Source organism: Neisseria maigaei (genome assembly GCF_958267405.1).
Classification (GTDB): Bacteria; Pseudomonadota; Gammaproteobacteria; order Burkholderiales; family Neisseriaceae; genus Neisseria; species Neisseria bergeri.
Window position 1 is genome coordinate 73,002 of sequence record NZ_CATQFT010000040.1, and the last position, 25,071, is coordinate 98,072.

General features: G+C 50.6%; 25 protein-coding genes, 2 tRNA genes and 2 pseudogenes. 17 read left to right on the forward strand and 12 right to left on the reverse strand.

The window, feature by feature from the left end; translation table 11 throughout:
* Positions 1-14: 14 nt before the first annotated feature.
* Positions 15-1,541, forward strand: a complete 1,527-nt coding sequence (gene ilvA, locus Q3O06_RS07710; protein WP_301818318.1) for a threonine ammonia-lyase, biosynthetic — start codon at positions 15-17, stop codon at positions 1,539-1,541.
* Between the two features lie 55 nt (positions 1,542-1,596).
* Here ilvA and Q3O06_RS07715 read toward each other — a convergent pair whose 3' ends face one another.
* From Q3O06_RS07715 to cysT, 3 genes are all read right to left on the reverse strand, one after another.
* A complete protein-coding gene (locus Q3O06_RS07715; RefSeq protein WP_301818319.1) occupies positions 1,597-2,670 on the reverse strand; it encodes a sulfate/molybdate ABC transporter ATP-binding protein in 1,074 nt (357 codons plus the stop codon).
* Positions 2,667-3,527 (reverse strand): sulfate ABC transporter permease subunit CysW, encoded by an 861-nt coding sequence (cysW, locus tag Q3O06_RS07720; RefSeq protein ID WP_301818320.1) that lies wholly within the window; start codon positions 3,525-3,527, stop codon positions 2,667-2,669. The genes Q3O06_RS07715 and cysW overlap by 4 nt, the downstream gene beginning before the upstream one ends.
* Before the next feature lie 262 nt (positions 3,528-3,789).
* Positions 3,790-4,626, reverse strand: a complete 837-nt coding sequence (cysT, locus tag Q3O06_RS07725; protein WP_301818321.1) for a sulfate ABC transporter permease subunit CysT — start codon at positions 4,624-4,626, stop codon at positions 3,790-3,792.
* A 333-nt stretch (positions 4,627-4,959) separates the two neighbouring features.
* On the opposite strand from cysT, the gene Q3O06_RS07730 reads away from it, so the two are divergent.
* Positions 4,960-5,292, forward strand: coding sequence for a general secretion pathway protein GspG (locus tag Q3O06_RS07730; protein ID WP_301818322.1), 333 nt, complete (start codon positions 4,960-4,962; stop codon positions 5,290-5,292).
* A gap of 64 nt (positions 5,293-5,356) precedes the next feature.
* On the opposite strand, the gene Q3O06_RS07735 is transcribed toward Q3O06_RS07730, so the two are convergent.
* Complete coding sequence (locus Q3O06_RS07735) at positions 5,357-5,938, reverse strand: superoxide dismutase (RefSeq protein ID WP_301818323.1); 582 nt, start codon at positions 5,936-5,938, stop codon at positions 5,357-5,359.
* Positions 5,939-6,101: 163 nt separating this feature from the next.
* On the opposite strand from Q3O06_RS07735, the gene dnaB reads away from it, so the two are divergent.
* The 6 genes from dnaB to Q3O06_RS07765 all read left to right on the forward strand — a co-directional run bounded on the left by dnaB (position 6,102) and on the right by Q3O06_RS07765 (position 10,956).
* Positions 6,102-7,508, forward strand: a complete 1,407-nt coding sequence (dnaB, locus tag Q3O06_RS07740) for a replicative DNA helicase (RefSeq protein WP_301818324.1) — start codon at positions 6,102-6,104, stop codon at positions 7,506-7,508.
* Positions 7,509-7,662: 154 nt separating this feature from the next.
* Entirely contained in the window at positions 7,663-8,328 is a 666-nt protein-coding gene (locus Q3O06_RS07745) for a GspH/FimT family pseudopilin (protein WP_301818325.1), read from the forward strand.
* A gap of 28 nt (positions 8,329-8,356) precedes the next feature.
* On the forward strand, positions 8,357-8,968 hold the full coding sequence (gene pilV, locus Q3O06_RS07750; protein WP_301818326.1) for a type IV pilus modification protein PilV: 612 nt from the start codon (positions 8,357-8,359) through the stop codon (positions 8,966-8,968).
* Complete coding sequence (locus tag Q3O06_RS07755) at positions 8,965-9,906, forward strand: PilW family protein (protein ID WP_301818327.1); 942 nt, start codon at positions 8,965-8,967, stop codon at positions 9,904-9,906. The genes pilV and Q3O06_RS07755 overlap by 4 nt, the downstream gene beginning before the upstream one ends.
* Positions 9,885-10,481 carry a pilus assembly PilX family protein gene (locus Q3O06_RS07760; protein WP_301818328.1) on the forward strand — a complete coding sequence of 199 codons (597 nt, stop codon included), beginning with the start codon at positions 9,885-9,887 and terminating at the stop codon, positions 10,479-10,481. Before Q3O06_RS07755 ends, Q3O06_RS07760 begins: the two co-directional genes overlap by 22 nt.
* A 1-nt stretch (position 10,482) precedes the next feature.
* Positions 10,483-10,956: a PilX family type IV pilin gene (locus Q3O06_RS07765; protein ID WP_301669875.1), complete on the forward strand. Its 474-nt coding sequence runs from the start codon at positions 10,483-10,485 to the stop codon at positions 10,954-10,956.
* Between the two features lie 68 nt (positions 10,957-11,024).
* Here the strand turns inward: Q3O06_RS07765 and Q3O06_RS07770 are convergent, their stop codons facing one another.
* Both Q3O06_RS07770 and Q3O06_RS07775 read right to left on the reverse strand, forming a co-directional pair.
* Entirely contained in the window at positions 11,025-11,333 is a 309-nt protein-coding gene (locus tag Q3O06_RS07770; RefSeq protein ID WP_301818329.1) for an AzlD family protein, read from the reverse strand.
* Positions 11,330-12,040 (reverse strand): AzlC family ABC transporter permease, encoded by a 711-nt coding sequence (locus Q3O06_RS07775; protein WP_301818361.1) that lies wholly within the window; start codon positions 12,038-12,040, stop codon positions 11,330-11,332. The genes Q3O06_RS07770 and Q3O06_RS07775 overlap by 4 nt, the downstream gene beginning before the upstream one ends.
* A gap of 141 nt (positions 12,041-12,181) precedes the next feature.
* On the opposite strand from Q3O06_RS07775, the gene dut reads away from it, so the two are divergent.
* The 6 genes and pseudogenes from dut (at position 12,182) to Q3O06_RS07805 (ending at position 15,279) form a co-directional block, all read left to right on the forward strand.
* Complete coding sequence (dut, locus tag Q3O06_RS07780; protein ID WP_301818330.1) at positions 12,182-12,634, forward strand: dUTP diphosphatase; 453 nt, start codon at positions 12,182-12,184, stop codon at positions 12,632-12,634.
* A gap of 77 nt (positions 12,635-12,711) precedes the next feature.
* Complete coding sequence (gene dapC / locus Q3O06_RS07785) at positions 12,712-13,899, forward strand: succinyldiaminopimelate transaminase (RefSeq protein WP_301818331.1); 1,188 nt, start codon at positions 12,712-12,714, stop codon at positions 13,897-13,899.
* 79 nt (positions 13,900-13,978) lie between these two features.
* Positions 13,979-14,113, forward strand: a pseudogene (locus Q3O06_RS07790) (IS5/IS1182 family transposase); the annotation flags it as partial.
* Between the two features lie 48 nt (positions 14,114-14,161).
* Positions 14,162-14,941, forward strand: a complete 780-nt coding sequence (gene yaaA / locus Q3O06_RS07795) for a peroxide stress protein YaaA (RefSeq protein ID WP_301818332.1) — start codon at positions 14,162-14,164, stop codon at positions 14,939-14,941.
* A gap of 82 nt (positions 14,942-15,023) precedes the next feature.
* Positions 15,024-15,114: transfer RNA gene (locus Q3O06_RS07800), tRNA-Ser, on the forward strand.
* Positions 15,115-15,189: 75 nt separating this feature from the next.
* Positions 15,190-15,279, forward strand: a tRNA-Ser gene (locus tag Q3O06_RS07805).
* 331 nt (positions 15,280-15,610) lie between these two features.
* Here the strand turns inward: Q3O06_RS07805 and Q3O06_RS07810 are convergent.
* A complete protein-coding gene (locus Q3O06_RS07810; protein ID WP_025457165.1) occupies positions 15,611-15,913 on the reverse strand; it encodes a hypothetical protein in 303 nt (100 codons plus the stop codon).
* Positions 15,914-16,055: 142 nt separating this feature from the next.
* Positions 16,056-18,281: an NADP-dependent isocitrate dehydrogenase gene (locus Q3O06_RS07815; protein WP_301818333.1), complete on the reverse strand. Its 2,226-nt coding sequence runs from the start codon at positions 18,279-18,281 to the stop codon at positions 16,056-16,058.
* A gap of 328 nt (positions 18,282-18,609) precedes the next feature.
* Here Q3O06_RS07815 and lst point away from each other — a divergent pair, with 328 nt between their 5' ends.
* Complete coding sequence (gene lst / locus Q3O06_RS07820) at positions 18,610-19,725, forward strand: N-acetyllactosaminide alpha-2,3-sialyltransferase (RefSeq protein WP_301818334.1); 1,116 nt, start codon at positions 18,610-18,612, stop codon at positions 19,723-19,725.
* 163 nt (positions 19,726-19,888) lie between these two features.
* Here the strand turns inward: lst and Q3O06_RS07825 are convergent, their stop codons facing one another.
* Positions 19,889-20,347, reverse strand: a complete 459-nt coding sequence (locus Q3O06_RS07825) for a c-type cytochrome (protein WP_002213814.1) — start codon at positions 20,345-20,347, stop codon at positions 19,889-19,891.
* 253 nt (positions 20,348-20,600) lie between these two features.
* Here Q3O06_RS07825 and Q3O06_RS07830 point away from each other — a divergent pair, with 253 nt between their 5' ends.
* Positions 20,601-21,422, forward strand: a complete 822-nt coding sequence (locus Q3O06_RS07830; protein WP_301818335.1) for an SDR family oxidoreductase — start codon at positions 20,601-20,603, stop codon at positions 21,420-21,422.
* Positions 21,423-21,472: 50 nt separating this feature from the next.
* Here the strand turns inward: Q3O06_RS07830 and yciA are convergent, their stop codons facing one another.
* Positions 21,473-21,919: an acyl-CoA thioester hydrolase YciA gene (gene yciA / locus Q3O06_RS07835; protein ID WP_002230436.1), complete on the reverse strand. Its 447-nt coding sequence runs from the start codon at positions 21,917-21,919 to the stop codon at positions 21,473-21,475.
* Between the two features lie 225 nt (positions 21,920-22,144).
* Positions 22,145-22,334 (reverse strand): annotated as a pseudogene (locus Q3O06_RS07840) (hypothetical protein).
* Between the two features lie 508 nt (positions 22,335-22,842).
* On the opposite strand from Q3O06_RS07840, the gene Q3O06_RS07845 reads away from it, so the two are divergent.
* Positions 22,843-22,995, forward strand: coding sequence for a hypothetical protein (locus Q3O06_RS07845; protein ID WP_301818336.1), 153 nt, complete (start codon positions 22,843-22,845; stop codon positions 22,993-22,995).
* A 266-nt stretch (positions 22,996-23,261) separates the two neighbouring features.
* On the opposite strand, the gene Q3O06_RS07850 is transcribed toward Q3O06_RS07845, so the two are convergent.
* Positions 23,262-24,011 (reverse strand): opacity family porin, encoded by a 750-nt coding sequence (locus tag Q3O06_RS07850; RefSeq protein ID WP_301818337.1) that lies wholly within the window; start codon positions 24,009-24,011, stop codon positions 23,262-23,264.
* Between the last annotated feature and the right edge of the window lie 1,060 nt (positions 24,012-25,071).

Here is a 25,071-nt window from a genome sequence, read left to right on the forward strand (position 1 = left end):
TCCCATATTGAATTATGAACACGCCCCTTCCTTATTCCGATTACCTCATCCGCATCCTGACGGCATCTGTCTATGATGTCGCGGTCGAAACGCCTTTGGAACCGGCACGCAGCCTTTCTGTACGTTTGAAAAACAATATCCTTTTGAAACGCGAAGATTTGCAGCCGGTTTTTTCGTTCAAAATACGCGGCGCGTACAACAAAATGTCCAAGTTGCCGAAAGATGCGCTCGCTTGCGGCGTGATTGCGGCAAGCGCGGGCAATCATGCTCAAGGCGTGGCATTGTCCGCACAGCGTTTGGGCTGCCGTGCCGTTATCGTTATGCCGGAGACTACGCCGAAAATCAAAGTAGATGCGGTTAAGAGCCGTGGCGGCGAGGTGGTTTTGCGGGGCGTTTCATACAACGATGCCTACGATTATGCGATGGAGTTGGCGGAAAAAGAAGGGTTAACCTATATCGCACCGTTTGACGATCCTGATGTGATTGCGGGACAGGGTACGGTGGGGATGGAAATTGTCAGCCAGCATCCCGATCCAATCCGCGCCGTATTCGTACCGATAGGCGGCGGCGGTTTGGCGGCGGGCGTGGCGGCATTTATCAAGCAGGTCCGCCCCGAAATCAAAGTTATCGGAGTTCAGACCAACGATTCCTGCTGTATGAAGCAGTCGGTCGAAGCGGGCGAAATCGTCCATTTGAAAGATGTCGGGCTGTTTTCAGACGGCACGGCGGTCAAAGTTGTCGGAAGCGAAACCTTCCGCCTCTGCAAAGAACTTTTGGATGAAATCATTACAGTCGATACCGATGCGGTTTGCGGCGCGGTCAAGGATATTTTCGATGACACGCGCAGCATTACCGAGCCGGCCGGCGCGTTGGCGTTGGCGGGTCTGAAAGCCTATATTGCCCGAGAAGGCGCGGAAAACCAAACCCTGATTGCCGTTACCAGCGGCGCGAATATGAATTTTCACCGTTTGCGCCACGTTTCGGAACGCAGCGAATTGGGCGAGGGCAACGAAGGTATTTTTGCCGTTACCATCCCCGAAGAACGTGGCAGCTTCCTTAAGTTTGTCAATATATTGGGAAATAGGAATATTACCGAGTTCAACTACCGCTACGGTGACGATGAAAAAGCGCATATCTTTGTCGGACTTCAAGCGGCAGGCCCGCAGGATTTGGCGGTTATCGGCAGCCGGTTGGACGAAGCGGGATTGCCCAATGTCGATTTGACCAACAATGAGATTGCCAAAATCCATATCCGCTATATGGTCGGAGGGCGGACGGACAAGGTAGGGAACGAGCGTTTGGTCAGTTTTGAGTTTCCGGAGCGTCCGGGGGCGTTGGCGCGCTTTTTGAACCATATGCAGGGAGGGTGGAATATTACGCTCTTCCATTACCGCAACCACGGTGCGGATTACGGGCGGATTTTGGTCGGTATCGATGTGCCGCCGCACGATGCCGCCGCATTTGACGGTTTCTTGGAAAGTCTGGGATACAGCTATCACGAGGAAACGCAAAATGCCGCGTACAAGCTGTTTCTTGCCTGACACTTGACACGCAATGCCGTCTGAAAGCCTTTCAGACGGCATTGTGCTTTCAGGGTTAAATCGAATATTCAATCAGCTCGTTTTGAGAGAAGACATAAACCTGTTTCGGAATTAAGTTTAATTCTTTGCCTTCGGCGATTGGGTAACGCGCGGCATCGCTGCCTGCCAGCGTGATGTGCACGTCCTGTTTGCCGTGTCTCACCAAAACGTGCGTCAGTGCGCCGACGGCGTGGATTTTTTCGATTTCGGCACAAATCATCGGTGTTTCGTGTTCGGCGGCAAGCTGCCATTCGTGCGGGCGGATGTAGCCGGTGGCGGTTTGTTCCTGCCATTTGTAGTGCGCGTCCAATTTCCACGCGAAGCCGTTGTAGTGCCAGATGCCTTTTTCGATTCTGCCTTCGAAAGCGTCGGTCTCGCCGAGAAATTCGGTAACGAAGGCGTTTTCGGGTTTGCGGTAAATGGCTTCGGCACTGCCGGTTTGCTCGATTTTACCGTGGTTCATCACGACGATTTCGTCGGAAACTTCGAGGGCTTCTTCTTGGTCGTGCGTAACCAAAATGCTGGTTACGCCGAGGTTATGATGAATGTCGCGCAGCCAGGTGCGTAATTCTTTGCGTACTTTGGCATCCAACGCGCCGAAGGGTTCGTCCAAAAGCAGGAGTTTCGGTTCGACCGCAAGCGCGCGGGCAAGGGCGATGCGTTGGCGTTGGCCGCCGGAGAGCTGGTGCGGATAGGATTTGGCGAGGTGGGAGAGCTGCACGAGTTTCAGCAATTCTTCGACTTTGGCGCGGATTTGTCCTTTGGACGGGCGTTCGGGCTTGGGCAATACGGTCAAACCGAAGGCAACGTTGTCAAACACGTTCATATGGCGGAAGAGGGCGTAGTGTTGGAACACGAAGCCGACTTTGCGGTCGCGGACGTGCTTGGCGGTTACATCTTGCCCGTCAAACAGAATCTTGCCGCCGTTGGCGTTTTCCAGTCCGGCGATAATGCGTAAAAGCGTGGTTTTGCCGCAGCCGGACGGGCCGAGCAGGGAAACGAGTTTGCCGGTGGGGACGTTGAGGTTGATGTTTTTCAGCGCGTGAAAATTGCCGAATTGTTTGTTTAAGTTTTGAATGGTGATGCTCATACTGCTTTCCTTTCGGCGGCGGCGAGTTTTTTATCTTGTAATTTTGTGATGATGTTCTGCACCAGCAAGGTGGCCAAGGCTAAAAGTGCCAATACACCGGAGAGGGCGAATGCGCCGGTGAAGTTGTATTCGTTGTAGAAGATTTCGACCAAAAGCGGGACGGTGTTGGTTTCGCCGCGTATGTGTCCCGATACCACGCTGACCGCGCCGAATTCGCCCATCGCGCGGGCGTTGGTGAGGATGATGCCGTAGAGTAACGCCCATTTGATGTTGGGCAGGGTAACGCGCCAAAACATCTGCCAGCCGCTTGCGCCGAGAATCAGCGCGGCTTGTTCTTCGCTGTCGCCCTGCGCCTGCATCAGCGGGATGATTTCGCGCGCGACAAAGGGGAAGGTAACGAACAGCGTCGCCAAAATAATGCCGGGGATGGCGAAGATAATCTGTATGCCTTGCGCTTCCAGCCAGCCGCCCAATGCCGTGTGCGCGCCGAACAATAAGACGAACATCAAACCGGCCACCACGGGTGATACGGAAAACGGCAAATCGAGCAGGGTGGTCAGCAACTGCTTGCCGCGAAAATCAAAACGGGTCAGCAGCCACGCCATCGCCACGCCCAAGACGGCATTGACGGGGACGACAATCAGCGCGGTAATCAGCGTCAATTTGATGGCAGACCACGCTTCGGAATCGCTTAAGGATTTCAGGTACAAATCCCAACCGCCTTTTAAGGCCTCGTAGAATACGGCAACCAAAGGCACAACCAACATCAGCAACAGAAAGCCCAAGGCGGTAGCAGTCAGCAATACGCGCAGCCAACGCGGTTCAGTCAGGTTGGGATTGGCGGAATAGGGTTTCATGTCGGTGGTGTTCTCTGGTTGGTTTTAAAATGTTTGGAGGTCGTCTGAAAAACTGTTTTTTGTGGGGCGGATTCGTTTTCAGACGGCCTTTTATCTTTTATAGATTAAAAGGGGAGCAAAAAACGTTCGGCTGCCGTCATTCCCGCGCAGGCGGGAATCCACCACAGGGCAACAGGAAAACAGAAAATAAATAAGGCAGCCGAAATTCACCAATGGATTCCCGCCTGCGCGGGAATGACGGTAACAGGTATTTCAGACGACCTCAACCCTTCGCGCCCGAACGCCTGCCCAACGCCCACTGCATCACGTTCAGCGCAAACAGGATGACAAACGAAACCAGCAGCATAAACAACGCCACCGCCGACGCGCCCTGTACGTCGAACTGTTCCAGCTTGCCCATAATAACCAGCGGCAGGATTTCGGAAACCATCGGAATATTGCCCGCGATAAAAATCACCGAGCCGTATTCCCCCGTTGCCCGCGCGAACATCATGCCCGCGCCGGTCAAGAGTGCCGGCGTGATTTCCGGCAGCAGCACGCGGCGGAACGTCGTGAAGCGGTTTGCACCCAAAGTCGCCGCCGCTTCCTCATATTCGCCCGATAATTCCTCCAACACCGGCTGCACGGCGCGGACGATAAAGGGCAGGCTGACGACGACCAGCGCAATCCAAATGCCGACGGGCGTAAACGCGATTTTGATGCCCAAAGGCTCGAAAAAACGGCCTATCCAACCGTTGGGCGCATACAGGGTCGCCAACGCGATACCCGTAACCGCCGTCGGCAGCGCAAACGGCAAATCGACCAGCGCGTTCGCCAGACCCTTGCCCGGGAATTCATAACGCACCAATACCCACGCCACCAGCGTGCCGAACACGACATTGGTCAGCATCGCATAAAACGACATCCGCAAACTCAGCCACACCGCCACCAACACGTTCGGCTCGGCAATCGTGTTCCAAAAGCCGCCCCAGCCGATTTCCGCCGCTTTCGCCGCCATCATCGCAAACGGCAAAACCACAAGCAGCGACAGACACAATACGGTCAGACCGAGGCTGAGTTTGAAGCCGGGAAGGATGCCGGGTGTTTTGAGCAGTAACATGGTCGGTAAGGGTGGAAAATAAAGGTATTACTTTAACGATGCCGTCTGAAAAACGGAAAGAATGGAAAGTTTGGTGCAAAGACGAATTTGTTATAAAGCGGTTGGCAGTTTCTCAAGCGGGCGTGATGTTTTAAAATATAGTGGATTAACAAAAATCAGGACAAGGCGACGAAGCCGCAGACAGTACAAATAGTACGGAACTGATTCACTTGGTGCTTCAGCACCTTAGAGAATCGTTCTCTTTGAGCTAAGGCGAGGCAACGACGTACTGGTTTTTGTTAATCCACTATAATGCCTTGTTTTGACGGAAAACCATCATATAAAGGAACACTTATGCAGATTTTACCTTTTCAGGAAAGTATTGCGGAGCGTATGCTCGTCGGAACGGAAGGAGAGTCGGTTCATCGGGATGCGCAGTTCGTTCAAACGGCAAACGGCTATTGGATTGCGTGGCATGAAGGCGTAGCGGCACTGCTTGCGCCCGATACGCTGCCGGGCATTCCCTGTTTTTGGGTGGAAGGCGCGGAAAGCCTTGAAGAGTTGTGCGCCATGGTGGAACGCGGCGAGTTTGACGAAGTGGAAGAGTTTGACGGCAATGACGACGCGTGGCTCGAAGCGGCACAGGGGTGCGGACACCACGGCGACGCTTGCGCCTGCGGACATTGATTCGGATTTCCCGTAAAAAATGCCGTCTGAAATGTGTTCAGACGGCATTTTGTCGGTTTGCGGGTTAGGCGGCAAAACGTTTGGCGACTTCGTCCCAGTTGACGATTTCCCAGAAACCTTTCAGGTAGTTTGGACGGCTGTTGCGGTAGTCGATGTAATAGGCGTGTTCCCACACGTCGCAGGTCAGCAGAGGAGTGTTTTCAGTGGTCAGCGGAGTTACCGCGTTGGAAGTGGAAACCAAATCCAATTCGCCAGCAGGGGTTTTCACCAGCCATGCCCAACCGGAGCCGAAAGTACCGGCAGCGCAAGCGGAGAATGCTTCTTGGAATTTCTCGAAGCTGCCCCATTTGGCGTTGATGGCGGCGGCCAGTTCGCCGGAAGGTTTGCCTTGACCTTTGGGCGTGAAACCCAGCCAGTAGAAAGTGTGGTTCCAAGTTTGCGCCGCGTTGTTGAACACGCCGCCTGAAGATTTTTTCACAATTTCTTCCAAAGGCAGGTTTTCAAATTCAGTGCCTTTGATTTGATTGTTCAGGTTGGTGATGTAGGTTTGATGGTGTTTGCCGTAGTGGAATTCCAAAGTCTCTTTGCTCAGATGCGGGGACAATGCGTCCAGTTCATAAGGCAGTTGCGGCAGCTTATGTTCCATTTTGTACTCCTGAATATTGTTTTAAATGTTGTGTTTTGGCAGTGTTGCTGCAAATAGCTCGGCAGCCCGTGTATTCTACCTGTTTTGCGGTGCGGAAACCAATTGAACCTGCTTTACGCTATAATAGAAGATTGCAATTTCGGCACAATAGATAGGATGTACCATGAACGATTACACAGCCATGCCGTCTGAAGACGGAGGAATCGGCTCATTGTCGCTTCCGCCGCACTCAATGGAGGCGGAGCAGTCTGTTTTGGGCGGTTTGATGCTGGAAAATCCGGCATGGGACAGGATTGCCGATGTGGTTTCGGGAGAGGATTTTTACCGGCATGAACACCGCCTGATTTTCCGATCCATTGCCAAATTGATCAATGAGAGCCGTCCTGCCGATGTCATCACGGTTCAGGAAGATTTGCAGCGGAACGAAGAGCTGGAAGCGGCGGGGGGATTCGAATATCTGATTTCTCTGGCGCAAAATACTCCGTCTGCCGCCAACATCCGGCGCTATGCCGAAATCGTGCGCGAGCGTTCCATTATGCGCCAACTTGCCGAAGTGGGAACGGAAATCGCCCGCAGTGCCTACAATCCGCAAGGCAGGGATGCAGGTCAGCTTTTGGATGAGGCGGAAAACAAAGTATTCCAAATTGCAGAAAGCACGACTAAATCCAAGCAGGGCTTTTTGGAGATGCCCGATTTGCTGAAAGAAGTCGTACAGCGCATCGATATGCTTTATTCGCGCGACAATCCCGATGAAGTAACCGGCGTGCCGACGGGGTTTATCGACCTCGACAAAAAAACCTCGGGCCTTCAGCCCGGAGACCTGATTATCGTCGCCGGTCGTCCGTCTATGGGTAAAACCGCCTTTTCCATCAATATCGCCGAACACGTTGCCGTAGAAGGCAAGCTGCCCGTTGCCGTTTTCTCGATGGAAATGGGCGGTGCGCAGTTGGTTATGCGTATGCTCGGCTCGGTCGGACGGCTTGATCAGAGTATTTTAAAAACAGGCAGGCTGGCGGACGAACATTGGGGGCGTTTGAACGAGGCAGTCGTCAAACTTTCCGACGCGCCCATGTACATCGACGAAACCCCGGGCCTGACTGCGCTCGAACTGCGCGCCCGCGCCCGTCGTCTTGCACGTCAGTTCAACGGAAAATTGGGATTGATCGTCATCGACTACCTGCAACTGATGGCGGGTTCGGGGCGTTCGGACAACCGTGCTTCGGAGCTTGGCGAAATTTCCCGCTCCCTCAAAGCTCTGGCGAAAGAATTGCAAGTCCCCATCATCGCCCTGTCGCAATTGAGCCGTACCGTCGAATCGCGTACCGACAAACGCCCGATGATGTCCGACCTTCGCGAATCCGGCGCAATCGAGCAGGATGCCGACCTGATTATGTTCATGTACCGCGAGGAATACTACAACCAAGACTCACCCATGAAAGGCCTTGCCGAATGTATTATCGGCAAACACCGCAACGGTCCGGTCGGAAAAGTTTTCCTGACATGGATGGGGCAGTTTACCAAATTCGACAATGCTGCCTATGTTCCCGAGGAGGCAAAGATAGAAGATTAAATGGTTATATAAAAATTTATTAGGCGAAATCAGGCAAAATCGTTTAAAATCATGCTTAGAGATTGCCCTAAAAAATAAAATGCGGTCTTGAGGCATTTTTGCATTCAGACGGCATATAATTGAAAATACATTACCAGTTAACGTCCTATTGCTTATGTGTACACGAAAACAACAAGGTTTCACGCTAATAGAGCTGCTTATCGTGATGGTCATCGCAGCCATTATGGCGATGATAGCCCTCCCCAGTATGAGCCGGTGGATTGCATCCCGCCGCATTGCCAGTCACGCGGAGCAGGTTGCCAACCTTTTGCGTTTCTCCAGGGGCGAAGCCGTCCGGCTCAATATCCCTGTCTATATCTGTCCTGTTCAAGTTAAAAAAGACGGTACGGTCAACAACCAGTGCGACTTCGGCAAGAAGGGGCAGGGAGTGTTGGCTTTCGGCGACAAAAACGGCAATAAGGCATATGACGGCGATGCGGCGGATATTTTCCTTCGCAGCGTGGTGTTGAATGATGCCGACGACGGCCGGATTAATTATGCCTTCAACCATATCGCTTTCGGTTCGTCTCAGCCGACCGCCGACCGTGTTGTTTGGACTTTCAACCAAAACGGGGCATTCGGCTATTCTCCCGATCAGAATCTCGCGCGTACTTCCAGATTTGTTTACTCCGGCGGTTATATCCAAATCGTGCTGACAGATGCGAAGGCGGTTTCCGCCGATGAAAAGAAATTCCGCTCGGCGGTGGTTTTGATTGACAGCAGCGGCAGGGTTGAGGTTTGTCCTAGAAACGATACGCGTGCCGTATGCCAACATCAATGACTGTTTTAGTCGGTTTGGGAAATAAAAAATGAAGAATAATGATTGCTTCCGCCTGAAAGATCCCCAGTCCGGTATGGCACTGATAGAAGTCTTGGTTGCTATGCTCGTTCTGACCATCGGTATTTTGGCATTATTGTCTGTACAGTTGCGGACAGTCGCTTCCGTCAGGGAGGCAGAGACACAAACCATCGTCAGCCAAATCACGCAAAACCTGATGGAAGGAATGTTGATGAATCCGACCATTGATTCGGACAGCAATAAGAAAAACTATAATCTTTACACAGGGTCGTACACCCCTTCTTCCTCCGACGGTGATTTCACGCTTAATAATTTGAAAACCAAGGAGGATTTGGCAAAAGCCCAGTTGGATAGGTTCGGTTATGAATTGAAAAATGCCTTGCCGGATGCGGCTGGTATCCATTACGCCGTCTGCAAAGATTCGTCGGGTAATGCGCCGACATTGTCCGACAGCGGTGTTTTTTCTTCAAATTGCGACAATAAGGCAAACGGAGATACTTTAATTAAAGTATTGTGGGTAAATGATTCGGCAGGGGATTCGGATATTGCCCGTACGAATCTTGAAGCGAACGGCGACAATATCGTATATACCTATCAGGCAAGGGTCGGAGGTCGGGAATGAAACGTAAAATGCTAAACGTACCAAAAGGCAGTTATGATGGTATGAAGGGTTTTACCATTGTTGAATTTCTGGTTGCAGGTCTGCTCAGTATGATTGTCCTGATGGCGGTCGGATCGAGTTACTTTACGTCCCGGAAATTAAATGATGCGGCAAACGATCGTCTTGCCGCGCAACAGGATTTGCGGAATGCGGCAACATTGATTGTCCGCGATGCGAGAATGGCGGGCGGCTTCGGTTGTTTCAATATGTCCGAGCATCCTGCAACTGATGTTATTTCCGATACGACGCAACAAAATTCTCCTTTTTCCTTAAAAAGGAACGGTATAGATAAACTTATCCCCGTGGCGGAATCTGCAAATATCGGATATCCGGGTTTTACCCAATCCGGTAAGGCATTGATTTTCCAATACGGTATCGACGATGCTAATGCAAACGCCGCGACTACCGTCGTCAGCAGTTGTGCCGCAATATCAAAACCGGGCAAGCAAATCTCTACATTAGAAAATGTAAAAAAAGAATTGAAGATTCCGGATACGGATAACAGGCAAAATGGCAATATTGCGCGCCAAAGGCATGAGGTCAATGCCTATGCGGTCGGCAAGATTTCTGATGAGGAGGGTTTGTTCCGCTTCCAATTGAATGATAACGGCGGGTGGGGTAATCCCCAGTTGCTCGTGAAAAAGATTACCCATATGAATGTGCGGTATATCTATGTTTCCGACTGCCCTGAAGATGAAGATGTCGGCAAAGAGGAAAAATTCAAATATACGGATAAATTTGACAGCTCCAAAGGTGCTGTTACGCCCGCAGGGGTGGAGGTTTTATTGAATAGCGGTACCGATGCCAAGATTGCCGCTTCTTCAGACAATAATATTTATGCTTACCGTATCGATGCGACAATACGCGGGGGAAATATATGCGCAAACAGAACGCTTTGACGGGAATCCCGACTTCTGAGGGACAGAGGGGGTTCGCACTGTTTATCGTGCTGATGGTTATGATAGTAGTGGCCTTTTTGGTTGTAACTGCCGCGCAGTCTTACAATACCGAGCAGCGGATCAGTGCCAACGAGTCAGACAGGAAATTGGCTTTGTCTTTAGCCGAGGCGGCTTTGCGGGACGGCGAATTTCAGGTTTTAGATTTGGAATATACTACGGACAGTAAGGTTACATTTAGCGAAAATTGTGAAAACGGCCTGTGTACCGCAGTGAATGTGCGGACAAATAATGATAATGAAGAGGCTTTTGACAATATCGTGGTGCAAGGCAAGCCCACCGTTGAGGCGGTGAAGCGTTTTTGCCCTGCAAATTCTACCAACCTGTGCATTGACAATAAAGGGATGGTATATGGGAAAGGTACGGGAAGCGTCAGCAAAATGCCGCGTTATATTATCGAATATTTGGGTGTGAAGAACGGTCAGAATATTTATAGGGTTACTGCCAAGGCTTGGGGTAAGAATGCCAATACCGTGGTCGTCCTTCAATCTTATGTAAGCAATAATGATGAGCAATAAAATGGAACAAAAAGGGTTTACATTAGTTGAGGTGATGATAGTTGTCGCGATACTCGGCATCATCAGCGTCATTGCCATACCTTCTTATCAAAGTTATATTGAAAAAGGCTATCAGTCCCAGCTTTATACGGAAATGGTCAGTATCAACAATGCTTTCAAACAGATTATTTTGAAAAATCCCGGGGAAAGTAATCAGAAACTTGATACGGAACTGAAAAAGTTTGCACCGGCCTATAAGATGAATCCGAAAATTGCCGAAAAATATAGTGTTTCGGGGGAGTTTGTCGATGCGGCAAAATCAAGGGCATACAGGTTGGTCGGTGTTCCGAAGGCAGGGACGGGTTATACCTTGTCGGTATGGGTGAACAGCGTGGGCGACGGATACAAATGCCGCGATGCCGCTTCTGCCCGGGCTTATTTGGAAACCTTGTCTGCGGATGCCGGTTGTGAGGCTTTCTCTAACCGTAAAAAATAGGGCTGTTTTGCCGATGCCGTCTGAAAATCAATTTTCAGACGGCATTTTTATGGGTATTTTGAAATGAATTATGCCATCAGCCATCCCAAGATGCCTGACGAGCCGACTCCTATCAATACGGTAAGGAGCATAGAAAAGCGGCAGGCCGCAAAGGCGGTTAATGCGATGGCAATAAGTTCGTGCGGTTTGTCTGATACAAAATAGGGGGCAATGACGGAAATCAGGACGCAGCCCGGTGCGGCTTCCATAATGGTTTGGGCGCGGCGGCTTAGGGTTCGGTTACGCAGTGCGAAAAATCCTATCAGACGTGTAGAGTAGGTTACGGCAAGCATAGAGGCAAACAACAGGAATGATTGGAGCGACAATAAACTTTTCATTTTTGTTCTCCCCAGAGATAAGCCGATAACAGACCGGACAGTGCGCCGGCAGGAACATACCACGCGCTGTCAACGGTCAGGTAAACGGCGGATGCAACAATCAGGCTGACAAACCAAGGTCTTGATGAGGCAAAACCTTTCCACATCCCTCTCAATAAAACCAGAAATACGGCAGGAAACGCCATACCGAATCCCCAAGCGGACACATTGCCGAACATAGGTCCTACTGCCGCGCCGAAAGTGGCAAACCCTATCCAAGTAATGTAGAGGATAAAGCATACGCCCATATAAAAAGGCATATTGAATGCGGGCAAACCGGCTGCTTTCCGTTTTTGGATTTCGGAGAATGCCATCGCCCAGCTTTCATCACACATAAAAAACAGTGCGGGCACGGCTTTTTTCAGCGGTATTCCTTTCAGGTGCGGGGCAAGCGCCGCCCCCATCAGGATATGCCGCGAATTAATCATAAAGGTTATGGTGGCGATAAGCAGTATCGGCAGAGGTTCCGCCCACAGGTTGACCGTTGCAAATTCGGAGCCTCCGGCAAAATTCATACCGGTCATCAGCAGCATTTCCAGCCAAGTCATACCTTTTTGCCCGCCCTGCATACCGAGTATTAATGCCCAAGGCAGCAGCCCAATCAGCATAGGCGAACTTTCTTTGATGCCGCGTATAAATTCGTTATGCGGGGAAGGTGTGTGCATAATGTTCGTCTTCATAACCGGAAAGGCGGGTATTATACATTGGCAACGGATTTCAAAACAAAACCGATTTGCCGTGTTTCAGCGTAAACACGGCTTGTGTATAATCTCCCATCTTTGAAACTGGCCGTATGCAGGAGCAAGACGATGAATATTGAAGTAGAAATGAAAGTGTTGGACGAGAGGATGGCGGATTTTATCCCTGCCTATGCAACGGAGGGTTCTGCAGGTTTGGATTTGCGCGCCTGTTTGGATGAGGAAGTCGTTTTGCAGCCGGGTGAAACGTTTCTTGTGCCGACAGGTTTGGCAATTTATTTGGCCAATCCTGCATATGCCGCCGTTTTGCTGCCCCGTTCCGGCTTGGGGCATAAACACGGCATTGTTTTGGGCAATTTGGTCGGCTTGATCGACTCCGATTATCAGGGGGAGTTGAAGGTGTCGTTATGGAACAGAAGCAGCGAACCGTTTGCCGTTAAGCCGTTTGAGCGTATCGCGCAGATGGTTGTCGTACCAATCGTGCAGGCGCGTTTCAAACGTGTCGAAGAATTTGTCGGAAGCAGCCGGGGAGAAGGCGGTTTCGGCAGTACGGGTTTGCATTGAATACAAAATGCCGTCTGATGGGTACCGTCAGGTTCAGACGGCATATCTTCCCAATATGCCGGTAACCGGAGAAAATCATGAATACCTTACTCAACCAACTCAAACCCTATCCCTTTGCCCGACTGCGTGAAGCGATGCAGGGCATTTCCGCGCCTGAAGGCATGGAAGCCGTCCCCCTTCATATCGGCGAACCGAAACACCCGACACCGAAAGTCATTACGGATGCGCTGACCGCCTCATTGCACGAGTTGGAAAAATATCCGTTGACGGCCGGTTTGCCTGAATTACGTCAGGCGTGTGCGAACTGGTTAAAACGCCGTTATGACGGCTTGACGGTCAATCCGGATAATGAAATTCTGCCGGTTTTAGGCAGTAGGGAGGCGTTGTTTTCTTTTGTCCAAACCGTGTTGAACCCTGTTTCAGACGGCATCAAACCCGCAATTGTCAGCCCGAATCCCTTTTATCAGATTTACGAAGGTGCGACACTTTTGGGCGGCGGTGAAATCCATTTTGCCAATTGCCCCGCACCGTCTTTCAACCCCGATTGGCGCAGTATTTCCGAAGAGGTTTGGAAACGTACCAAACTGGTGTTCGTCTGCTCGCCCAACAACCCCAGCGGCAGCGTGCTGGATTTGGATGGCTGGAAAGAAGTTTTTGATTTACAGGATAAATATGGTTTCATTATTGCCTCGGATGAATGCTATTCCGAAATCTATTTCGACGGCAACAAACCTTTGGGCTGCCTGCAAGCCGCTGCACAGTTGGGTCGAAGCAGGCAAAAACTGCTTATGTTTACCAGTTTGTCCAAGCGGTCCAATGTTCCTGGCCTGCGTTCCGGTTTTGTCGCCGGTGATGCCGAACTGCTTAAAAACTTTCTGCTTTACAGAACCTATCACGGCAGCGCAATGAGCATTCCCGTGCAGCGCGCAAGCATTGCCGCTTGGGATGACGAACAGCACGTTATCGACAACCGCCGTATGTATCAGGAAAAATTTGAGCGCGTTATTCCCATTTTGCAACAGGTATTTGACGTTAAATTACCGGATGCCTCGTTTTACATCTGGTTGAAAGTCCCCGATGGCGACGATTTGGCATTTGCACGCAATTTATGGAAAAAAGCCGCTATCCAAGTATTGCCCGGACGCTTTTTGGCACGGGATACCGAACAGGGCAATCCCGGGGAAGGTTATGTGCGTATTGCTTTGGTTGCCGATGTCGTAACTTGTGTCAAAGCTGCGGAAGACATAGTTTCCCTATATCGGTAAAGAATAAAAAATGCCGTCTGAACTTTTGTTCAGACGGCATTTTTCAATATTTTACGGTTGAATTTGCTATAACGGTATTTATAGTGGATTAAATTTAAATCAGGACAAGGCGACGAAGCCGAAGACAGTACAGATAGTACGGCAAGGCGAGGCAACGCCGTACTGGTTTAAATTTAATCCACTATACTTCACTTTTAATCGGCTTGCCCGCAAACACGTTTAAACTTAAAATCCCCGTGTTTGACACAATACCGAGCAGATTATGTTTTTTGTCCTTTCTCCTGCGAAAAACCTTAACGAAAAAGACCCTGCCCCTGTCAGCGAGTTTACCCAACCCGACCTGCTGGCAGAGTCCGAAATTCTAATGCGGCAGCTGCGCGAGCTTGCGCCGCAACAGATTGCCGAACTGATGCACGTTTCCGACAAAATTGCCCTCTTAAACGCGCAGCGCAATGCAGAATGGCACACGCCGTTTACGCCGGAAAACGCCAAACAGGCGGTCTTTATGTTCAACGGCGATGTTTACGAAGGTATGGATGCAAACACATTGAATACCGATCAAATACAATATCTGCAAAACCATGTCCGTCTGCTTTCTGGTTTGTACGGTCTTCTGCGCCCATTAGACCTAATGCAGCCCTACCGCCTGGAAATGGGAACGCCCTTCGCCAATTTGCGCGGCAAGAATTTGTATGAGTTTTGGGGCGACATCATTACCAACCTTTTAAATGATACGCTTGCCCAAGCAGGCAGCAATACGCTTGTCAACCTTGCCTCACAGGAATATTTCAAGTCCGTCAACACGAAAAAACTTCGGGCGCGGCTGATTACCCCGATATTTAAAGACGAAAAAAACGGCAAATATAAAATTATCAGTTTCTATGCCAAGCGCGCACGCGGATTAATGGTGCGCTATGCGGCAGAACACAATATTACCGATCCTGAAATGCTGAAAAATTTTAATTACGAAGGCTACGCATTCAATGACGCGGCTTCCAATGAAAGCGAATGGGTTTTTATGCGTTCGGAACAAATAAAGTGAAAACAATAAATTAAGTATTTTCCAAAAAAAGTGCTTGGCAAAATGTATAAACTTCATTATTATTCCTACTCTTCAAGAAGACGGAAGCGTGGCAGAGCGGTTTAATGCAACGGTCTTGAAAACCGTCGAGGGTTGATAGCCCTCCGTGAGTTCGAATCTCACCGCTTCCGCCATTTCTTGAGAGTAGAACCAAATAAGAATCCAATAGTAGCAAATATTGTGTTTTTATTTGGTTTTACTGCATTATCGGAAACGTGGCAGAGAGGCTGAATGCAGCGGACTCGAAATCCGCTGAGGGTGCAAATCCTCCGTGGGTTCGAATCCCACCGTTTCCGCCAGAAAACATTAACCGCCGGAAGTTATGGCGGTTTTTTGTTTAAGCCTCGTCAATTACCATAAAAAATCATCATGTTATACTATCAAAGTTCGTTAAATCAGATCAGACGCATTCATGCTGATTCTTTTTTGTTCGATTTTTTTAATGGTAATGTACATGGTGATTTTTAGAGCATTGAGGAATGACTATAATGGCTACAGCCTCCCTCCGCTTGCTGCTAATAGATTAGGGATGCGAGGCTGAGAGACGGGCTTTATAAGCCGGTACGTTTTGAGGTGAAGATGCCGTCTGAAATCATTGTTTCAGACGGCATCGCTATTGCTGATGCGGCTTTATTCGCAATTCAGATTGCGGGTTTTTTCTGCAAACGAATCCATGGCGATTTGGCACATTTGCTTACGCTGTCCCAAATCGGCGGCAGGCAGGGCTTGGAATAGGAATTTGGTGTTGTTGCGTGCGAAATCTGCTTTGTTTCCGGCTTTGTTGTAACAGGTTTCGGCGCGTTTGAAATATTGTTGGCAAATCGGCGGCAGCTCGTCCATAGTCAGGGGTTTGCTCTTATGCATACCGTGTGCGGATGCGGGAAGGGCGGTTGCCAAAAGGATGCTAATCAGGATGGTTGGAACAGTTTTCATATTATTGTCTTTCCGTAGGGTAAAAACTAAAGATTATATGATTTATATTCAATGGGTGCGGCGTTTAATCATAATCAGGCAGATAGAGATAACTAATGCCGTCTGAACGATAAATGTTCAGACGGCATTTTTGCCTTTATGGTTATAAGGTGTTTAGTGCCTGATTAAAGGTTGCGCTTGGACGCATTGCTTGTGCAGCTTTTTCAGGATTGGCTGCGTAGTAGCCGCCGATGTCGACCGCTTTGCCTTGTACGGCAGAGAGTTCTTCAACGATTTTGGCTTCGTCGGCAGTCAAAGCGGCTGCCAATGGCGCAAATGCGGCTTTCAGTTCGGCATCTTTGTTTTGCGCTGCCAATTCTTGCGCCCAGTAGAGGGTGAGGTAGAAATGGCTGCCGCGGTTGTCGAGTTCGCCTGCTTTGCGTTTAGGCGATTTGTCGTTCAACAGCAGTTTCTCGGTAGCGGCATCCAGCGTGTCGGCGAGGACTTGGGCTTTGGCGTTGCCGGTTTTTTGCGCCAGATGTTCAAACGATACAGCGAGCGCGAGGAATTCGCCCAAAGAGTCCCAACGCAAGTGGTTTTCTTCGAGGAACTGTTGGACGTGTTTCGGTGCAGAACCGCCTGCGCCGGTTTCAAACATACCGCCGCCATTCATTAATGGAACGATAGACAGCATTTTCGCGCTGGTACCGAGTTCCAGAATCGGGAATAAGTCGGTCAGGTAGTCGCGCAAGACGTTGCCGGTTACGGAGATGGTGTCTTCGCCGTTTTTCAGACGACCTAAGCTGAACTTGGCGGCTTCTTCGGGCGCGAGGACGCGGATGTCGAGGCCGTTGGTATCCAGTTCGGCAAGGTAGGCTTTAACTTTGGCAAGCAGGCTCTTGTCGTGCGGACGGTTTTCGTCGAGCCAGAATACGGCTGGCGTGTTGCTCAGGCGGGCGCGGTTGATGGCAAGTTGTACCCAGTCTTTGACGGGCGCATCTTTGGTTTGGCACATACGCCAGATGTCGCCTGCTTCAACGTCGTGTTGCATCAGGACATTGCCTGCCGCATCAATGACTTGAACCTGACCGTCGGCTTCGATTTCAAAGGTTTTGTTGTGTGAGCCGTATTCTTCCGCCGCTTGCGCCATCAGTCCGACGTTGGGCACAGTACCCATTGTTGTCGGATCGAATGCGCCGTGTTCGCGGCAGAAGTCGATGGTTGCTTGGTAAACGCCGGCATAGCTGCTGTCGGGAATCACGGCTTTGGTGTCTTGCGCTTTGCCGTCTTTGTCCCACATACGGCCGGAATTGCGGATCATCGCAGGCATAGAAGCATCGACGATGACATCGCTGGGGACGTGCAGGTTGGTGATGCCTTTGTCGGAATCGACCATCGCCAAATCGGGGTTGGCGGCGTAAACGGCGGCGATTTCGGCTTCGACGGCAGCGCGGGTGTCCGCATCCAGTTTGTCCAGATTGGCAAGCAGGTTGCCGAAGCCGTTGTTGACGTTGACACCGGCGGCAGTCAGTTTGCCGCCGAATTTTTCAAAGACGGGTGCGAAGAACACTTTGACGGCGTGTCCGAAGATAATCGGGTCGGACACTTTCATCATGGTGGCTTTCATATGCAGCGAGAACAATACGCCTTTTGCCTTTGCGTCTTTCACTTGTTCGGCAAGGAAGGCGAGCAGGGCTTTTTTGCTCATCACGGTCGCGTCGATGATTTCGCCGGCTTTCAGGGAGACGGGCGCGCGCAGCTCTTTTTTATTGCCTTGTTTGTCGGTGAACACGATGGATACGGAAGTCGCTTCAGGTACGGTAACGGATTGTTCGTTATGGAAAAAGTCGCCGCTTTGCATCGTGGCGACGTGGGTTTTGGAGTCTTTCGCCCACGCGCCCATACTGTGCGGATTTTTTTTCGCAAAGTTTTTCACCGCTTTAGGCGCGCGGCGGTCGGAGTTGCCTTCGCGCAAAACGGGGTTTACCGCGCTGCCTTTGATACGGTCGTAACGTTCGCGCACGGCTTTTTCTTCATTGGTTTGCGGGTCGGCGGGATAATCGGGGACGGCAAAGCCTTTTGCTTGCAATTCTTTAATCGCGGCGGTCAGTTGCGGTACGGATGCGCTGATGTTCGGCAGTTTGATTACGTTGGCGTCGGGCTGTTTCACCAGTTCGCCCAACTCGGCAAGCGCGTCGGGTACGCGCTGTGCTTCGGTCAGATATTCGGGGAATGCCGCCAAAATGCGGCCGGACAGGGAAATGTCGGCAGTTTTGACTTCGATGCCGGCATGGCGGGAAAACGCCTGCACAATCGGCAGCAGGGATTGGGTCGCCAGCGCGGGGGCTTCGTCGGTATGGGTATACACAATGGTGGATTTTTGAGTCATAGGATTATTCTCTTGTAGGTTGGTTTTTTCTTTTGAAACACATTGCGCGGGGAATGTGCGCGGCTATTATGGCATATTTTGGCGGCTTTGTTCGCGCTTTGTTCGATCTTGGCGTGTTTGCACGCGGCGGCGGGAAAAAAAGGGGGAAATGACTTTCCCGCTTTTGGCGGCGGTACCGGCGGCGTTGTGCCTGATGTGCGGCGGCACATTTTCGGTGAAATTGATTTTAATATTCGGTAACTTTCTGAATATCTGCTAAAATTCCGCATTTTTCCACCCGGGACACTCGGGGCGTATGTTCAATTTGTCGGAATGGAGTTTTAGGGATATGGGGCTGAAAAAGGTCTGTTTGACCGTGTTGTGCCTGATTGTTTTTTGTTTCGGGATATTTTATACATTTGACCGGGTAAATCAGGGGGAAAGGAATGCGGTTTCCCTGCTGAAGGACAAACTCTTCAATGAAGAGGGGGAACCGGTCAATCTGATTTTCTGCTATACCATATTGCAGATGAAGGTGGCAGAAAGGATTATGGCGCAGCATCCGGGGGAGCGGTTTTATGTGGTGCTGATGTCTGAGAACAGGAATGAAAAATACGATTATTATTTCAATCAGATAAAGGATAAGGCGGAGCGGGCGTATTTTTTCTACCTGCCCTACGGTTTGAACAAATCGTTTGATTTCATTCCTACGATGGCGGAGCTGAAGGTGAAGTCGATGCTGCTGCCGAAGGTCAAGCGGATTTATTTGGCGAGTTTGGAAAAAGTCAGCATTGCCGCCTTTTTGAGCACTTACCCGGATGCGGAAATCAAAACCTTTGACGACGGGACAGGCAATTTAATTCAAAGCAGCAGCTATTTGGGCGATGAGTTTTCTGTAAACGGGACGATCAAGCGTAATTTTGCCCGGATGATGATCGGGGATTGGAGCATTGCCAAAACCCGCAATGCTTCCGACGAGCATTACACGATATTCAGGGGCTTGAAAAACATTATGGACGACGACCGCCGCAAGATGACTTACCTGCCGCTGTTCGATGCGTCCGAACTGAAGGCGGGGGATGAAACGGGCGGCACGGTGCGGATACTTTTGGGTTCGCCCGACAAGGAGATGAAGGAAATTTCGGAAAAGGCGGCAAAAGATTTCAACATACAATATGTCGCGCCGCATCCCCGCCAAACCTACGGGCTTTCCGGCGTAACCACATTAAATTCGCCCTATGTCATCGAAGACTATATTTTGCGCGAAATTAAGAAAAACCCGCATACGAGGTATGAAATTTATACCTTTTTCAGCGGCGCGGCGTTGACGATGAAGGATTTTCCCAATGTGCACGTTTACGCATTGAAACCGGCTTCCCTTCCGGAAGATTATTGGCTCAAGCCCGTTTATGCCCTGTTTACCCAATCCGGCATCCCGATTTTGACATTTGACGATAAAGATTAATCGCATAGCAAATCAAAATAGAAGATGGCGGAGTAAGTAAGGCAAAAATCAGGATATGGCGTATTTTTTGAATTGACGATAATTTCCGATTGCTTTGCGTGTGCTGAAATGGCAGAGAAAATGCCGTCTGAAGGCTTCAGACGGCATTGTTTTGTTTCGGATGTTATTCGGGCGCGCGGAAACTGTCGTGGCAGGATTTGCAGCTTGCACCGGTTTCGCCGTAGGCGGCTTTGATTTCATCCAGTTTGCCGGTTTGGGCGGCGGCGTTGAGTTTTTCGACGGCGGCGGCGAATTTTGTTTTTTCGGCTTCAAATTTTGCACCATCCGACCAAACGGCGGGCAGGGCGCGCCCGTTGCCTTGCGGATCGGACTCAAAAAGCGTGAACGGTTTTTTGCTGCTTTCGGCAAACGCCGCCGCCGCCTGTTTGAATTTTTCGACATCGTAAGGTTCTTCGCCTTTAACCATTTTGCCCATACGCGAGAAGTCGGGCATCATAGATTTGAACGCGGCGGTGCGGTTTTCGGAAATTTCGCCTTTGGGCTGTGCGGGCGCGCCGCCGTTTCCGCAGGCGGAAAGGAATAGGGCGAGGGCGGTTGCGGCAAGGCGGGTTTGAATATTCATCGTGTTTCCTTTTCGGTTGAAACCCCGCCCTTTAGGGCGGTAGAATCAGATTTTATTTGGGAAGGGTGCAACCCCTTCCGAATCAGGACGGCACATAGGGCGACGTTTTATGTGTCGTCCTGTGTGTTGAAACATATTGAATGTGTCCTGTCGTGGTGGTATGGTTGTTGCCGTTTTCAGCCGGCGCGATGCCGTCTGAAGGGCGTTATGATACCTGAAACAGGTCTGGGAAACGAGAAAGAAAGGAAAAACGATGGCTGTTTTAATTACCGGTGCTTCGGCAGGCTTCGGCGAAGCGATGTGCCGTGCGTTTGTCGGGGCGGGATACCGCGTTATCGGTGCGGCGCGCCGAGCGGACAGGCTTCAGGCTTTGGCGGATGAATTGGGTGCTTTGTTTTACCCTTTGGAAATGGACGTGTCGCGCCGCGAGTCGGTGGAAAACGCCTTAAACGGCATCCCCGATGAATTTTCCGATATCGACTGCCTCATCAACAATGCCGGGCTGGCTTTGGGTTTGGACACGGCGGACAAGGCGGATTTTGAAGATTGGGAAACAATGATTCAAACCAATGTTTTGGGTTTGGCGTTCCTGACGCGCAAGATTTTGCCGCAAATGGTGGAGCGCGGCGGCGGCTATGTGATGAATTTGGGTTCGATTGCAGGCAGCTATGCCTATCCGGGCAGTAATGTTTATGGCGCGACTAAAGCGTTTGTACGTCAGTTCAGCCTGAATCTCCGTGCCGAATTGGCAGATAAAAATATCCGCGTTACCAATATCGAGCCGGGTTTGTGCGGCAATACGGAGTTTTCCAACGTGCGCTTCAAAGGCGATGACGAGAGGGCGGCGGGCGTGTATGAGGGTGTGGAATTTATCCGCCCCGAAGATATTGCGGAAACCGCATTGTGGCTGTACCGCCGGCCGACGCATATGAATGTGAACACGATTGAAATTATGCCCGTGGCGCAGACTTTTGCAGGAATGAAGGTGATAAAAAAAGCCGTGCCGGAAGTGCGGGAAGACTTTGAAAAACAGAGTATGTCGCTGTTTTCCCGCATCAGGTCTTGGTTCAAATGATGCAGAATGCCGTCTGAAGACAGTTTCAGACGGCATTTTTACGGGCATTTTTACGGAGTAGGCAATAAGCCCGACAATTTAGGGTTGCCTTCTTTCGGAATCGGGCGCGGATTGCCTTCCGCATCGATGGCAACATAAGTGAACACCGCCTCGGTTACGAGGTGGCGGTCTTCGGTAACGCAATCGTTCATCAAAGTTTTGACCCAGACTTCCACTTTAAGCTGGAGGGAAGTATTGCCCACGCGGACGCAATGCCCGTAGCAGCAGACGACGTTGCCGACCTTGACCGGGCGGATGAAGTTCATTTCCTGAACGGCGACGGTAACGATGCGTCCCCGCGCGATTTCCGCCGCCAATATGCCGCCGCCCAAATCCATTTGCGACATAATCCAGCCGCCGAAAATGTCTTGGTTGGGATTGGTATCGCGCGGCATAGCGACGGTACGCAGGAGCAGTTCGCCTTGAGGGCGTTGGCGGTTGCCTTCTTCGTGCTGCATAAAGTTTCCTTGTTTTATTGAAAGATAAATCGGACCTGCACCCCTGCCCGAAACGGGAAGTCGGGAAGGGCGTAGTTTAACCCATTTGAGACATACAAGGGCGGGCGCGGGACAGATTCGCAAGGCGTATTGTAGGGCGGGACCGTAGCAACTGTATTTTTGCCCGACGGGGTGAAAAATACAGTTGCTATGCAACTGAACCGTCATTCCCACGAAAGTGGGAATCTAGAACGCGGGGTTTGAGCAACTGTTTTTATCCGATAAGTTTCTGTGCGGACAGGTCTGGATTCCCGCCTGCGCGGGAATGACGAGTTTCAAGATTGCGGTATTGTCGGAGGGATTTCGAGATTACGGTGTTGTCGGGAATGACGGGTTTCAAGATTGCGGTGTTGTCGGAACGCAACTGAACCGTCATTCCCACGAAAGTGGGAATCTAGAATCTCGGGGTTTCAGTCATTTCCGATAGATTCCCGCCGCGTCAGGGGGTCTAGATTCCTGCCTGCGCGGGAATGACGGGTTTCAAGAATGTTTTTTGGGGATTCGGCGGTTTTGGTTTTCGGTGGGAAAGGGGGATTTGCGGGATGGGTAACATTGACGGAATTATTGGAAACGGTGGAATCTTTGAAATTGGCGGAGTTGGTGGGAACGATGGGCTGAAGCCCACACTACAGTTTACCTTGCAGCCAACCCTGCGGCGTACTCAAACCAACATAGAAACTTATATGCCGTCATTCCCGCGCAGGCGGGAATCCAGACTTGTCGGCACGGAAACTTAATCGGATAAAACGGTTTCTTAGATTCTACGTTCTAGATTCCCGCCTGCGCGGGAATGACGGGTTTTGAGATTACGGTGTTGTCGGGAATGACGGTTCGGATATTTCCCTGCGCCCGCCCCGCGCCTGTAAACGGCGAGTGCATCAAAAATGCCGTCTGAAGGTTCAGACGGCATCGGTATCGGGAATCAGCGGGCCGTAGGGTGTGCTTCAGCCCGCCATTTCCATCAATCCAACATTTCTACCGTTTTCATTGAATCCATCGAATCCGCCCCTTTCGACAATCCAGCCCTACGCAACTGAACCGTCATTCCCACGAAAGTGGGAATCTAGAATCTCGGGGTTTGGGCAACTGTTTTTATCCGATAAGTTTCTGTGCGGACAGGTCTGGATTCCCGCCTGCGCGGGAATGACGAGTTTCAAGATTACGGTGTTGTCGGACGGGTTTCAAGATTACGGTGTTATCGGGAATGACGGTTCGGGTATTTCACTGCGCCCGCCCCGAGCCTGTAAACGGCGAGTGCATCAAAAATGCCGTCTGAAGGTTCAGACGGCATCGGTGTCGGGAATCAGAAGCGGTAGCGCACGCCCAATGAGGCTTCGTGGGTTTTGAAGCGGGTGTTTTCCAAGTGTCCCCAGTAGTGGTAGCGGTATCCGGTATCCAAGGTCAGGTTGGGCGTGATGTCGATGCCTACGCCTGCCACCGCGCCGAAGCCCAAGCGGCGGATGCTGTGGCTTTGGTGTACGGGCGCGTGGACATCTTTCAACCCTCCGGTCGCTGAAATATTGGCAATAATTATTTCAGCTTTATCTTCCACAGCAATACTGTGTCTTACTTTGCCCAAGCCGGCGCGTATGCCGGCATAGGGTTTGAAGCGGGTGCCGGTATCGAAATCGTAGATGGCGGAGATGCCGTAGTTGGATTCGGCTTTGAATGTGCCTTTGTCGGTGTGGTCGGCAATTGTTTTAACTTCAGTGCCGTTTTTGACTTTTTTAGTATTTTCTGCGTGAATATGCTTGCCATGTCTCCAAGTATTGTAACGGGCGTAATCGAGGGCGATGCGCCAGTTGCCGAAATCGTAGCCGACGGAAAGGCGGGGGTGTGTGGACTGGGTTTTGACATCGCGGTAGTCGTCGAAGACTTTGGCGTTGTCGCCGGGATAATCGTGGGTAATGTGTTCGTAGGCGTAGTTCAAATCTGCCTGCACATACGGGCCGCGGCCATTGTCTTCACCTGCCGCCTGCGCTGCGGAAGAGAAGAGAAGAGAAGAGAAGAGAAGAGAAGAGAAGAGAAGGGTTTTTTTGGGGGCTGGATTCATTTTCGGCTCCGTATTCGGTTTAACTGATTAAAAAAGAACGATTTTCACTGATGGTTCAAAGGCGGATTGTATCGGGTTTGGGGCGATGTTTCAATAAGAAACAATAAGAAAGCCGCCATTATGGTTTAATCTTGCGCGTTGGATTTGAGTGCAGGGGCTTGCGCCATTTTGAAGCAAGGCCGGTCCGCCGCCTTGAAGTGCGGGGGTTTAACTGTTAGGAAACAATGGCAAAGAGGCTTGTTTCTGTCAGACATTGTATGGGTTTTCTTTTAAATGATATATTTCCGCCTGTTTATGCAATATTTTCCGATTGATGGTTTTTATAGTGGATTAACAAAAACCAGTACGGCGTTGTCTCGCCTTAGCTCAAAGAGAACGATTCTCTAAGGTGCTGAAGCACCAAGTGAATCGGTTCCGTACTATTTGTACTGTCTGCGGCTTCGTCGCCTTGTTCTAATTTTTGTTAATCCGCTATGTAGTTGGTTAAAATAAAACTAAGCCAAGGAAGCACTGCCGTCATTCCCGCGCAGGCGGGAATCTAGGTCTGTCGGTGCGGAAACTTATCGGATAAACGGTTTCTTCAGATTTTACGTTCTGGATTCCCACTTTCGTGGGAATGACGGGATGTAGGTTCGTAGGAATGACGCGGTGCAGGTTTCCGTGCGGATGGATTCGTCATTCCCGCGCAGGCGGGAATCCAGACCTTAGAACAACAGCAATATTCAAATATTATCTGAAAGTTTGAGGTTCTAGATTCCCGCTTTCGCGGGAATGACGAAAAGTTGCGGGAATGATGGTTCGGGCATTCCTTAAATCACCCGTGTATCGCTGTAAATCTTAGAGATGGCGGAATATAGCGGATTAACAAAAACCAGTACGGCGTTGTCTCGCCTTAGCTCAAAGAGAACGATTCTCTAAGGTGCTGAAGCACCAAGTGAATCGGTTCCGTACTATCTGTACTGTCTGCGGCTCGCCGCCTTGTCCTGATTTTTGTTAATCCACTATATCGCGATTTTTCGGCATTTGCCCTTCGGGGCGGCTTGTGTTTCGTGCGTGATGT

Excerpts from the sequence above, each read along its gene's own strand:
- ilvA (WP_301818318.1), top strand. The coding sequence starts at position 15 with ATGAACACGCCCCTTCCTTATTCCGATTACCTCATCCGCATCCTGACG.
- Q3O06_RS07715 (WP_301818319.1), bottom strand. The coding sequence starts at position 2,670 with ATGAGCATCACCATTCAAAACTTAAACAAACAATTCGGCAATTTTCAC.
- cysW (WP_301818320.1), bottom strand. The coding sequence starts at position 3,527 with ATGAAACCCTATTCCGCCAATCCCAACCTGACTGAACCGCGTTGGCTG.
- cysT (WP_301818321.1), bottom strand. The coding sequence starts at position 4,626 with ATGTTACTGCTCAAAACACCCGGCATCCTTCCCGGCTTCAAACTCAGC.
- Q3O06_RS07730 (WP_301818322.1), top strand. The coding sequence starts at position 4,960 with ATGCAGATTTTACCTTTTCAGGAAAGTATTGCGGAGCGTATGCTCGTC.
- Q3O06_RS07735 (WP_301818323.1), bottom strand. The coding sequence starts at position 5,938 with ATGGAACATAAGCTGCCGCAACTGCCTTATGAACTGGACGCATTGTCC.
- dnaB (WP_301818324.1), top strand. The coding sequence starts at position 6,102 with ATGAACGATTACACAGCCATGCCGTCTGAAGACGGAGGAATCGGCTCA.
- Q3O06_RS07745 (WP_301818325.1), top strand. The coding sequence starts at position 7,663 with ATGTGTACACGAAAACAACAAGGTTTCACGCTAATAGAGCTGCTTATC.
- pilV (WP_301818326.1), top strand. The coding sequence starts at position 8,357 with ATGAAGAATAATGATTGCTTCCGCCTGAAAGATCCCCAGTCCGGTATG.
- Q3O06_RS07755 (WP_301818327.1), top strand. The coding sequence starts at position 8,965 with ATGAAACGTAAAATGCTAAACGTACCAAAAGGCAGTTATGATGGTATG.
- Q3O06_RS07760 (WP_301818328.1), top strand. The coding sequence starts at position 9,885 with ATGCGCAAACAGAACGCTTTGACGGGAATCCCGACTTCTGAGGGACAG.
- Q3O06_RS07765 (WP_301669875.1), top strand. The coding sequence starts at position 10,483 with ATGGAACAAAAAGGGTTTACATTAGTTGAGGTGATGATAGTTGTCGCG.
- Q3O06_RS07770 (WP_301818329.1), bottom strand. The coding sequence starts at position 11,333 with ATGAAAAGTTTATTGTCGCTCCAATCATTCCTGTTGTTTGCCTCTATG.
- dut (WP_301818330.1), top strand. The coding sequence starts at position 12,182 with ATGAATATTGAAGTAGAAATGAAAGTGTTGGACGAGAGGATGGCGGAT.
- dapC (WP_301818331.1), top strand. The coding sequence starts at position 12,712 with ATGAATACCTTACTCAACCAACTCAAACCCTATCCCTTTGCCCGACTG.
- yaaA (WP_301818332.1), top strand. The coding sequence starts at position 14,162 with ATGTTTTTTGTCCTTTCTCCTGCGAAAAACCTTAACGAAAAAGACCCT.
- Q3O06_RS07810 (WP_025457165.1), bottom strand. The coding sequence starts at position 15,913 with ATGAAAACTGTTCCAACCATCCTGATTAGCATCCTTTTGGCAACCGCC.
- Q3O06_RS07815 (WP_301818333.1), bottom strand. The coding sequence starts at position 18,281 with ATGACTCAAAAATCCACCATTGTGTATACCCATACCGACGAAGCCCCC.
- lst (WP_301818334.1), top strand. The coding sequence starts at position 18,610 with ATGGGGCTGAAAAAGGTCTGTTTGACCGTGTTGTGCCTGATTGTTTTT.
- Q3O06_RS07825 (WP_002213814.1), bottom strand. The coding sequence starts at position 20,347 with ATGAATATTCAAACCCGCCTTGCCGCAACCGCCCTCGCCCTATTCCTT.
- Q3O06_RS07830 (WP_301818335.1), top strand. The coding sequence starts at position 20,601 with ATGGCTGTTTTAATTACCGGTGCTTCGGCAGGCTTCGGCGAAGCGATG.
- yciA (WP_002230436.1), bottom strand. The coding sequence starts at position 21,919 with ATGCAGCACGAAGAAGGCAACCGCCAACGCCCTCAAGGCGAACTGCTC.
- Q3O06_RS07845 (WP_301818336.1), top strand. The coding sequence starts at position 22,843 with ATGCCGTCTGAAGGTTCAGACGGCATCGGTATCGGGAATCAGCGGGCC.
- Q3O06_RS07850 (WP_301818337.1), bottom strand. The coding sequence starts at position 24,011 with ATGAATCCAGCCCCCAAAAAAACCCTTCTCTTCTCTTCTCTTCTCTTC.